The following is a 10,821-nucleotide window of genomic DNA, read 5'->3' on the forward strand; positions in this document are numbered from 1 at the left end:
TGGGCAGCACGGGGCGCTGATCGGGGTCGGGGACAGCGTATACGACGTTCGCCGGACCAAGGCGCCTCGCAGCGACGTGTCGGGCCGCGGCGTGTCGTGCTTGCGGGCGCACGGACGGGCGGCGATACTCGGCCGTGTTCAACCGATCGCCGCGCTTCGTCTCGGTCCTCGCGCTCGCCGGCTGCTTCGTCGACGCGGGCGGGACGTCGACGAGCGACGCGAGCGCGAGCGCGTCGTCCACCTCCGGGCCCGCGGTAACAACCGGCGGTGAGACCGGCGGGCCAGGCGGGACCACCACGGGCGCGACTACCGACGCGAGCACAGGCAGCGATGCGACCACGACCGGCGCGAGCGGGGGTACGGACGTGATGGCCAGCACCGGCGGCGAGTGCCTCGCGCTCGCGCAGCTGGCGATGACCAAGGACTGCGTGAAGGGCGTCGACATCGCCTCGGAGGACTGGGGCACCCAGCGCTGCGCGGAGGAGTTCGGGGCGGGCTGGAGCTGGATCGAGCACCACTATCAGGGCGGGTGGGACGTCGAGGGCAGATGGATCGAGGAGGCGAGCGTCGGTCTGCGCGGGTGGGTGCAGGTCACGGACCAGGACTCGGAGTGCTTCTCGAACGGCGGCACGAAGGGCGTGACCTGGGTGCGCACGTCGTGCTCGGCGACCTGTCACCCGGGATGCGATGCATATGTGGGCGACACCCCCTGCGATCAATGCCTGCGCCTGATCTGCGTCGCCGCTGCCCGCTAGCTTGGGCGGCTCGTGAACGATCGGCGGCGCCAGGTCGCAAATATCGAGGTATTAGCGGCGCACGAAGTGGAGCACGCTGGTCTCGGCGCTGCCGTCCTGCGCGCGGTAGACCTCGGTGCGATCGAGGGTGTCGGGGCCGAGGACGAAGACCAGCTCGTGCATGACCGACTGGCCGGGCCCGACATTGGTCGCGTCGAGATATGTGAATGTGACGCGCTCGGCGCTGGCCTCGCTGGCCCGCAGGCGGACCTGATTGCCCTGCGCGCAGTAGTGCGTCAGCATCAGGCCGCGGCCGTCGGGGTGGTACACGCTGAGGGTCTGTTCGGCCGGCGAGGCGCCGAAGGTCTCGAGCAGGGCCGAGCCGCGTGAGACGAGGCGATAGCTGACCTCGAGCGCGGGGCCCCGCTCGCTGCTCGCCGTCCAGGTGCCGGGCAGCCCGTGCAGCAGGCGGGCCCAGGTGTGGCTGGCGTCGATGCTCGCCCGGGCCGGGCTGGGGGCGGGCCGCTGGCCCGCGCAGGCGAGGCTGGCCAGGGTGGCGAGGGCCAGAGCGAGGGCGGCGACGGGGCTGCGGGCGCGCATGCGGGCGGAGCATAACAGCATCGCGGCCCCGGCTCATGCTGCCGGGCGGTCGCGGGCAGCGCCGTTGTCATCGAGGCGAAACACCCGGCGCGCGTTGTCGGCGAGGAACAGGGCCCGGGCCTCGGCGTCGAGCCCCAGCGAATCGAGGTCTTCGAGGGCCCGGTGCGGGAGGATCATCGGATAGTTGGATCCGAACAACACCTTGCGGCGGCCGTCACGCTGCATGTATCGCACGAGCTCCGGCGGATAGCGCTTTGTGGTGTAGGCCGAGGTGTCGATATGGACATTCGGATATTTGCGGGCCAGGGCGATCATCTCCTCGGTCCACGGATAACCGATGTGCCCTGCGACGATCACGAGGTCGGGGAAGTCGAGCGCGACGTCGTCGAGGTAGGGGATCGGCCGGCCGGTCTCGGAGCTGCGCAGCGGGCCGGTGTGCCCGACCTGCGTGCAGAACGGGACGCCGAGCTCGACGCATTCGGCGTACAGCGGATAGTAGCGGCGGTCGTTCGGCGGCAGACCCCACAGCCAGGGGATCACGCGCAGGGCCTTGAAGCCGAGGGTACGGATGCAGCGCCGCAGCTCGCGGACGGCGCGGACCGGGTCGCGCAGGTCGACGGCGGCGACGCCAGCGAGGCGGTCCGGGTGGGCGGCGACGAAGCCGGCGACCTCGTCGTTGCTGATCAGCGGGCCCTCCGGCGCGACCCAGGCGCTCAGCAGGCCGCGCTCGACCCCGGCCGCGTCCATGGCGGCGATCGTCATGGCGATCGGCAGCTCCTCGCTCGGGGCCTCCATGCCGGTCCAGCGGCGCAGCGGGGCGAGCATCTCGTGCTGCGCGAGGCGGACGGTCGGGTGCTGCATCCACACGTCGATGGTCATGCCTGGCCGAGTACTTCAGGTCGTGCGCCGGGCGCAAGCGTGCCGACGAAATTCGCGCCCCGGCCGCGAGCTTGTGCGCCGTCGTGGGTGCCGCCAGTATGGCCCTGGTGCCGCGCCCGGGCGGACCCGCGGCTCATGATCATCGACCCGACCCTGCGCGCATCCCATGGGCTCACGCGGGAGCCCGCCGCGGAGCCCGTGCTGCCCGACCTCGAGGCCAAGCAGGTCGGCCACTTCGCGATCCTCCGCCGGCTCGGCGAGGGCGGGATGGGCGTGGTCTATGCGGCCTACGACGAGCGCCTCGAGCGACGCGTGGCGGTCAAGCTGCTGCACGCCACCGACCACGCCCGCCTGCTGCGCGAGGCCCAGGCGCTGGCCCGCCTGTCCCACCCGAATGTCGTGCAGATTTACGAGATCGGCGAGAGCCACGGTCAGATCTTCGTGGCGATGGAGCACGTCGAGGGCCCCACCCTCGCCGCCTGGCTCGCCGCCGAACCCCGCGATGTCGCCGCGATCTTCGAGGTATTCCTGCAAGCCGGCCGCGGCCTGCTCGCCGCCCACGAGTCGGGCCTGGTCCACCGCGACTTCAAGCCCGGCAATGTCATCGTCGGCGTCGATGGCCGCACCCGCGTCCTCGACTTCGGCCTCGCCCGCGCCGGCGACTCGCTCAGCGACGGCGCCATCCCGCGGCCATCGGGGCCCCTGCCTGAGATCAGCCTGCTCAGCTCGCCCCTGACCCGCACGGGCGTGCTGCTCGGCACGCCCGCCTATATGTCGTCGGAGCAGCACCAAGGCGCCCCGGTCGACGCGCGCAGCGATCAGTTCAGCTTCTGCGCCGCGCTGTTCGAGGCCCTGTACGGCGAGCGCCCGTTCGCCGGGGAGACCCTGTATGAGCTCTCCGGCAACGTGATCGCCGGCCGCATTCGCCCGACCCAGCTGCGCCCCGAGATATCGCAAACCGTGCACGCCGCGATCGTCCGCGGCCTCGCGCCCGACCCCGCCGCCCGCTGGGCCTCGATGGGCGAGCTGCTGGAGCAGCTCGCCCGCGCTCGCCGCGAACACCTCACCCTCGGCGATGGCCGCATCGGCGTGTGGATCGGCGTCGGCATGCTCGTCCTCTCGCTGACCGTCATGGCAGTGGTCCAGGTCCTGTGGGACAAGCCGGCCGACGTCACACCGGTGCAGCACATCCGCCTCGCCGCGGTGGTCGCCCTGGTGGGCGTGCCGATCCTCGCCCTGCTGCTGCGCCGCGATCGACCCACCCGACAGCGCCAGCTGATCATCCTCGGCATCGTCATGATGGTCCTGAGCTGCGTCCAACGCCTGGTCCTGTGGCGCGCCGGCTTCGGGGTCGTCGCCATGTTGTGCGTCGAATCTCTCACCTTCGTCGCCGCATACTCGACCGCGGCCACGATGCTGCGAGCCCCGCGGATCTGGCTCAATGTCCCGATCTTGCTGATCCCCGTGGCGCTGGTCATCGAATACGACGGCTCGCCCTACTTGATCTCCAGCTCGTGGCTGTTGGCCCTCGCCGTCACGATCCACGGCTGGCGCCGCGCGGCGCCGACCGACACGTGAGCGGGCCGCGCTACAGGAAGTGGATCCACTGGGCCGTGGCGAGGATGGTGAGGCGATCGAGCCAGGTCTCCACGCGCGCGAGCTGGGTCGCCTCGGGCTCCTCGAAGCTCAGGAGCAGCGGATCAATGTCCAGGAAGACCAGCTCCGGTTGATCGCCCTCGCCCTGGTTCGCCGCGCCGTGCTGGAGGAACGCGTCCATCACCCAGCCGCCGCCCACGGCCCCGCTCAGGCGGTGGAGCGAGGCCACGATGTCGGTCTGGGCGGACGCGGTTTGCAGGCGCAGGCGAATCCAGGTGCGAGGGGCCGAGAAGTCCAGCCAGTAGTTGTTCCTTCGCGCGAGCGCGACGAGTTGTGAACGGAACCAGTGCGTTTGATCCGCGGCCGGGACAAAGACGTTCGCCCGGGTGTCCGGGACCTCGCGCTGGATCTGAGCGCAGAGCGCGTCGAAGTGACGGCGAAGGCCGCCGGCCAGGACCGCGATCCGATTCGAGGAGCCTTCGCGAGTCTGGCTGTTGCGAGCCTCGACCTTTCTGCGACCGGCGCGCAGCACCGCCGCGAGATCGGCCTTTCTGCTGGTGACGGCCTCGGCTTCTGCGCTCGCCTGGAGCAGGACGCGGCTCATGCAGTCGGCGAAGAAGGTCACCAGGGGCCGGAGATCGCCCTGATCTGCGGCCTCGAGCGCTGGGAGGTAGCGCCCGTCGCGGTCGTCGCGGTCGACCAGCAATGGTAAGAGCCCGGCGCGGATGAACTCGAAGCTGGCGAGGGCGCGGGCGACCCGACCGTTGCCGTCCTGGAAGGGGTGGATCTGGGTGAATCGGTGGTGGAGCCACGCGGCGCGGACCTCGGGCAGGTCGTCAGGGAGCACGTGATAGAGCTCGATGAGTCGATCCATTTCAGAAGCGACGTGCTCTGGGGGGCAGTATTCGTGGACCGTGCCGTCGGGTCTGGTGGGATTGTTGGAGTGCTGTTTGTAGGCACCTCGCAGCAGCGGGACCTGGATATGTTGCCCGGCGGTCGTGATGCCGTCCGTAAATTGTTGGTGCCGGGTCAGGAGCGCGTGGAGATCCTTGATCCACCCGACGCTGAAGGGGCGCGTCTGACCGATGAGGTCCATGACCAGCGCGAGCCCCTGGCGGTGATCCTCGAGGATCTCGACCAGGCGATCGCCGGACATCGTCGCGTCTTTATGGCTGACCAGGCTGGCATGAAAGCCCTGTTCGATCAGCGTGACGGTCAGGCCACGAGAAAGGTCGTAGAGCCGCTCGAGGACGCCGGTCTCGATGCTCCATTTCCGGGCGAGTCGCTCCTGGAAGGTGGCGAGGACGTCGAACTCCTGCATGCGCGCGCGCTGTCGCCGCCACATGTGGGTGAAGGCGCGGACGTCGGGCGAGGCGAGCGCGGCTGGATCGGGCAGTCCCGCGATGGGCTGCCAGATGTGGGGCGCGGCGGACGACATTGTTCGCACGCTTATCACGGTCGCGGACGCCCGGTCCACCGGTGCGCAGCGCTACGGGCCCGGGTGGGTGGCGAGCCATTGTGCGGCCCGTTCGCGTTCGCGTTGGTGGCCGGGGCCGGTGGGTGCGAGCACGGCGACGGCCTCGCTGGCGAGGGTGCGGGCGCGGGCGGGTTGGCCGTTGTGGACGAGGGCGTCGGCGAGGTCGAGGCTCAGCTCGGCGCGCTCGCGGGGCGGGCCGCCGCGGCGCAGGCGAGCCACGGAGCGCTCGAGGCCGGCGAGGCGCTCGGGGTCGCCTGGGGGGCTGCAGTGGGCGAGCTGGCCGTCGAGCAGGAGGTTGTAGATGTGATCGGCGGGGAGCAGGCGTCGCAGCGAGTGCTGGCCGCGGCGCAGCAGCGGCAGCGCCTCGTCGCAGCGGCCCTGGCGCTCCCACCATTGTGCGAGGCCGACGATGGCCTCGACGACGTCGATGTGTTCGGGGCCGAAGGCGTGCTCGCGGATTGCGATGGCGCGGTCGAGGTAGGCGCGGGCGCCGGCGAAGTCGCCGCGGAGGGTGAGCAGGCGGCCGAGGGTCTGTTCGCTGTATGCGATGGTCGGGTGGTCGGGGCCGAGGCTGGCGAGGGTGGCGGCGTGGGCTCGCCGGAGGTGGGGTTCGGCCTCGTCGAGGCGGCCGAGGTCGAGGAGGGTGGCGCCGATGTTGTTGTCGAGGGCGATGCGGTCGGGGTGCTCGTCGGTGACGCTGCGGGCGTAGATGGCGTCGGCGCGCTCGAGGTCGCGGAGGCCCTCGGCGGCGTGGCCGGCCTCGGTGTGGAGGGTGCCGCGATTGGTGTAGGAGAGGCCGGTGTCGGGGTGGTCGGGGCCGAGGCTGGCGAGGGCGATCTCGAGGTCGCGGTCCTGGTAGCGCAGGGCCGCCGCGTACTCGCCGACGTGGCCGAGGATCATGGCGATGTTGTGGCACTCGATGCCGACGCGCGGGTGGGTGGGGCCGAGGACCCGCTCGGAGATAGCGAGGGCGCGGCGGTGGTGATGCAGCGCCTCGCGGTAGCGGCCGAGCTGTTGGTAGTTGCCGCCGAGGTAGCCGAGGAAGGTCGCGACCTGCTGCGAGTCGGGGCCGTGCAGGCGCTCGGCGGCGGCGACCGCCTGGGTGGTGAGGGAGAGCGCCTCGTCGTAGTGGCCGGCGTCGTGCGCGAGCAGGCCGCGGTAGCCGAGCAGGCGCAGCGAGTTGGCCTCGCGATCGCGGCCGACGCGGTCGATCGCGGCCGACGCGTGGCGGGCCCACTGCTGGGCCTCGGGCAGCTTGCCGCCGCGGGCCCCGACGCAGTACACGAGCTCGAGCGTGGCCTCGACCACGGCGCTGTCGTGTTTGACCGCGGTCGCGGTCCACACCGCGTCGGTCAACGCGGCGCTGCCCTCGGTGACGCGGCCCTCGCGGCACAGGAAGGCGCCGAGCAGGAGGTCGGCCTCGGCGCTGAGCGGGCGGAAGCCGAGGTCGTGGGCCTGGGCGGCGAGGGGCTGTGCGAGCGCGAGGCCGGTGGCATAGCGGCCGGCGTGGAGGAGGGCGCGCAGCTCGGCGAGTTGGAGGCGGCGGGTGACGACCGCGGCGCGCGGCTCGGGGGCGTCGGGGAGGGCGGTCTCGGGGGCGGTGAGGGCGGCTGCGTCGGCGCAGCCGGACAGCGGGGTGAGGGAGCGGGCGGCGTGGACGGAGCGTTCGACGACGGGGCCGTCGGCGGCGCGGAACAGGCGGACGAGCGCGCGGGTCTCCTCGAGGCGCTCGTCGAGGCAGGCGAGGCGGCGGTCCATCAGCGCGGGCGACTGCTCGCCGCGGATCTGGGTCGCGGCGCAGTTGTCGGTGGCCATCGCTTGCCAGTCGGCGAGGTGGCGGTCGAGGTCGGCCTCGACGGCCTCGCGGGCGGACGCGGCGTAGGGCAGGCCGGTCGCGGTGAAGGCGACGCGGACGGCGGCGCGGGCCTCGTCGTCCCAGACGCCAGCGGCGCGGGCCGCCGCGCCGAGGCAGCGCGTCGATAGATCTGTCTCTCGGGACAGGCCGATGGCGAGGCCGACGGCGGCGGCCGTGAGCGCGGCTGCCACGGCGAGGCCGCGGGTCCGGCCGCGCTCGGGGGCCAGCGCGGCCAGGAGGGCGGCCATGTCCGGCCAGCGCTCGGCCGGCAGCGACGCCAGGCCGCGCTCGAGCACCCGCAGCAGCTTGCGCGGGACCTTGCTGTCTCTCGGGACAGGTGTGAACTGACGCTTGCGCACGGCGACCAGGAGGGCGAGCTGGCTGGTGCCGGCGAAGGGGAGCGCGCCGGTGAGGGCCTCCCACAGCGAGACGCAGAAGCTGAACTGGTCGCCGCGGGCGTCGACGGTGACGCCGAGGCGCTGCTCCGGGGCCATGTACGCGGGCGTGCCGACGATGGCGCCGTCCTGGGTGAGGCGGTCGGAGGGGTCTGCGGTGCCGAGGGCGGAGGCGATGACGGAGCTGCGGGAGAAGGCGAGGTCGGCGAGGTCGCGGCGTTCGGGCGACGGTGCGGCGCCCGGGTTGTCGGCGCGGGCGAGGCCGAAGTCGAGGACGCGGACGCGGCCGTCGTGGCCGACGAGCACGTTGTCGGGCTTGAAGTCGCGGTGGACCAGGCCGGCCGCGTGTGCGGCTGCGAGGCCGCGGCCGGCCTGGGTGTAGACGGCGAGGGTCTCGCGCCAGGACGGCTGGCGCTGCTGCCAGGCGCGCAGGGTGAGGCCGTCGACGAACTCCATGGCGATGAAGACCTGGCCGCCCTGCAGCATGCCGACGTCGTGCACGGTGATGACGTTGGGGTGGGTGAGGCGGGCCATCGCCTTGGCCTCGCGGAGCAGGCGGGTCGCGCTGGCGCGGTCTTCGTCGCTGGTGCCGGGGCCCGGGCCGCGGATCTGCTTGACGGCGATCTTGCGGTCGAGCTCGGGGTCGTAGGCGGCGTAGACCACGCCCATGCCGCCGGCGCCGAGGCGCTCGAGCACGATGTGGCGGCCGATCATGTCGCCGCGCGTGAGCTCGGCGTCGGGGTCACGCGATGGGGCGGGGCGATCGCCGGGCTCGTGGACCGTCACGGCGTCGGCGCGCACGGGCGCTGGACGCAGCGTGTCGAGCATCGCGGTCGTCGCCGTGGGTGTCAGCGTCGCCGCCGCTTCATCGCCACCTGCGGTCGCCACGGTCCGCGAGTATAGCGGGGCGGGGCGCGCCAGGTGGGTGCGCTCGCGCGCATTGTGAGTGAGCGTCGGTCGTGGAGCCTTGCCTGGGCTGGGCGGTGGGTGTCTGCTGCGACGATGGCAATACGGGGATAGGGGTGGAGTGGGGTGGTGCTGGTGGTGCTCGTGGGCTGCGGGGACAGCGGTGGGCGCGACTCGAACTCGGATTCGGCGTTCACGACCGTGCCGGTGACGGCGACCGGCGGTGCGGAGTCGACGGGCGGGGCGCCGACGACGGGCGAGGGCCAGACGAGCACTGGACCGACCTCGCTGTCCGGGGCGACGACGACGGGGGATCCCGTGACGACGGGCGACGCCAGCAGCGGCGGCGAGGCGAGCAGCGGCGCGGGGGCCGGTCTGCGGCGACAGCAACGTCGACCCCGGCGAGGATTGCGACGACGGCAACGACGTCGAGACGGGACGCGTGCACCAGCGCCTGTGGCGGCCTGCGGCGACGGTCTCGTGCAGGAGGGCGTGGAGCCCTGCGACGACGGCAACGACGTCGAGACGGACGCGTGCACCAGCGCCTGCGTGGCGGCCAAGTGCGGCGACGGCATCGTGCAGGAGGGCGGGGAGGGCTGCGACGACGGCAACCAGGTCGACGACGACGCGTGCAGCAACGGCTGCGCGCTGCCGGGCTGCGGCGATGGCATCAAGCAGCCGGCCGAGGCCTGTGACGACGGCAACATGATCGACACGGACGCGTGCACGGATGTGTCAGGCGGCCATCTGCGGCGACGGGTTCATTCAGGCGATGGTCGAGACCTGCGACGACAAGGGCGAGAGCAAGCTCTGCGACAAGGACTGCAGCGCGGCCAAGTGCGGCGACGGGCTGGTGAACATGGCGGCGGGCGAGGTCTGCGACGACGGCAACATGGTCGACACGGACGCGTGCCTCGGCACCTGCGTGGCGGCCAAGTGCGGCGATGGCAAGGTCCAGGCCGGGGTGGAAGATTGCGACGACGGCAACGTCAACCCCAACGACGGCTGTAGCGCGATGTGCAAGAAGGAGGTTGCCGCGGCCTGCCTCAACAATCCCAAGTGGACCGCGGTGACCTGCACCACGACCAAGTGGATGTGGTCGAGCGACAAGGCGCAGGCGATCACGCTGGCGGACGCGAACACCAAGAAGCTGCTGTGGTCGGGCTGCAGCCACGCGCCCTACGCCGACACTTGCAGCCTCGACGGCAAGGGCTGGGTGTCGACGATGGAGTACGTGATGGCCGGCTGCAACGCGACCTGGTATCACCTCGGCGGCAGTACACCGGCAACTGCGGCGGCCACGACGGCGACAAGGTGCGCCGCCTCGCGCTGACGCAGAACGACTGCTACGACTACTGAGCCTGCGCCTACGGGGCGGGTTCGGAGATCGTGTTGCTGCTGAGGGTGATGGCTGTCTGCGCGAGCAGGCGGCCATCGAGCGAACGCCGGTCTTCATGCTGATGCCGGTCTGGCTGAGGACGACGCCCCGCCATGTGGCTGGTGGTGCCGAGCTTCACGGTGCCGTCGACCTGCCAGAACACGTTCCTCGGCACGGCGCCGCCGGTCAGGGTCACCTCGACGGCGTTGGCGACGACCAGGTCCTGGGCGATCTGGAAGATCCAGACCTCGGTCGCGTTGCCGGTGAGCGTCACGTCGCTGGGGATCTAGAGGCCGGTGCCCCACTTGCAGACGCCGGCGGGGAGGACCATTCCGCCGATGTTACCGGCGCCGAGCTCGATGACGTCGGGCGCGCGCGAGGCCGCGTCGCTGAACGCGAGCTGCATGTCGCCGATCGCCGAGGTCAGCTTTGTGGGCGTGGGTTGTTTGTAGGTGGCCGCGCAGATCTTTCCGCTGACCTGGGTGGATGTTGCGAACTCATTGCTGGGATCGGCGATGAGGTTGAATCCGGTGATGTAGGTCGCGGCAGCCAGGCTGACGCCGAGGTCGCCGGTGATGGCAGATTTGGGGACGTTGGAGATCCCCGTCTTGGCGAGGAGCACGTATTGCCGGCGGTCCCGGGTCGACAGGGCTGCCAGGCTCCACCGGGTCGCCAGTGCTGCCGCTGGTGTCAGCGGTGGTGCCCGCGTCGCCGGTCGAAGTCACGTCGCCGGTCGCTGCTGAATGCTCGTGGTGCTGTCCCCGGTGGCGCCGCCGCCCTCGGTTGGGTCTGGTTCGCTGGTCGTGCTCATGCCGCCGGTCTGGCTCCGCCGCCGGTGGTCGGTAGATTGGCGGTCGTGGGAGTATCACCCGCTCGAGTTGCTCTCATTCGTCGAGCTGCCGCCGCCGGTGGCGTTGCTCGTCGTTGTTTGACCGCCATCGTCGCCGCAAGCCGCGAGGGCGGCGCGCACAGCAGGACGATCGCGGTGAGGCTGAGCGGGG

At 71.6% G+C, this 10,821-nt stretch carries 7 protein-coding genes and 2 pseudogenes; 4 read left to right on the forward strand and 5 right to left on the reverse strand.

From position 1 onward, the window contains the following. Positions 1-134: 134 nt before the first annotated feature. On the forward strand, positions 135-755 hold the full coding sequence (locus IPJ59_RS25790) for a hypothetical protein (protein WP_293273720.1): 621 nt from the start codon (positions 135-137) through the stop codon (positions 753-755). A 51-nt stretch (positions 756-806) separates the two neighbouring features. On the opposite strand, the gene IPJ59_RS25795 is transcribed toward IPJ59_RS25790, so the two are convergent. Then, the gene (locus tag IPJ59_RS25795) at positions 807-1,334 is read right to left on the reverse strand and encodes a hypothetical protein (protein WP_293273721.1); all 528 of its coding nucleotides are present in this window, start codon (positions 1,332-1,334) and stop codon (positions 807-809) included. 33 nt (positions 1,335-1,367) lie between these two features. Then, positions 1,368-2,213, reverse strand: coding sequence for an amidohydrolase family protein (locus IPJ59_RS25800; protein WP_293273722.1), 846 nt, complete (start codon positions 2,211-2,213; stop codon positions 1,368-1,370). Between the two features lie 135 nt (positions 2,214-2,348). Between IPJ59_RS25800 and IPJ59_RS25805 the strand changes: the two genes are divergently transcribed. Next, the gene (locus tag IPJ59_RS25805; protein ID WP_293273723.1) at positions 2,349-3,791 is read left to right on the forward strand and encodes a serine/threonine-protein kinase; all 1,443 of its coding nucleotides are present in this window, start codon (positions 2,349-2,351) and stop codon (positions 3,789-3,791) included. Positions 3,792-3,801: 10 nt separating this feature from the next. On the opposite strand, the gene IPJ59_RS25810 is transcribed toward IPJ59_RS25805, so the two are convergent. Continuing rightward, positions 3,802-5,247, reverse strand: a complete 1,446-nt coding sequence (locus IPJ59_RS25810; protein ID WP_293273724.1) for a Fic family protein — start codon at positions 5,245-5,247, stop codon at positions 3,802-3,804. Positions 5,248-5,298: 51 nt separating this feature from the next. Then, a complete protein-coding gene (locus IPJ59_RS25815; protein WP_293273725.1) occupies positions 5,299-8,424 on the reverse strand; it encodes a tetratricopeptide repeat-containing serine/threonine-protein kinase in 3,126 nt (1,041 codons plus the stop codon). Between the two features lie 474 nt (positions 8,425-8,898). Between IPJ59_RS25815 and IPJ59_RS38120 the strand changes: the two are divergent. Beyond that, positions 8,899-9,156: pseudogene (locus IPJ59_RS38120) on the forward strand (DUF4215 domain-containing protein); the annotation flags it as partial. A gap of 16 nt (positions 9,157-9,172) precedes the next feature. Then, on the forward strand, positions 9,173-9,775 hold the full coding sequence (locus IPJ59_RS25820; RefSeq protein WP_293273726.1) for a DUF4215 domain-containing protein: 603 nt from the start codon (positions 9,173-9,175) through the stop codon (positions 9,773-9,775). A 34-nt stretch (positions 9,776-9,809) separates the two neighbouring features. On the opposite strand, the pseudogene IPJ59_RS25825 reads toward IPJ59_RS25820, so the two are convergent. Next, positions 9,810-10,442: pseudogene (locus IPJ59_RS25825) on the reverse strand (ice-binding family protein). Positions 10,443-10,821: the final 379 nt, after the last annotated feature.

Origin of the sequence: Nannocystis sp. (assembly GCF_016714285.1) — a bacterium.
Lineage (GTDB): Bacteria > Myxococcota_A > Polyangia > Nannocystales > Nannocystaceae > Nannocystis.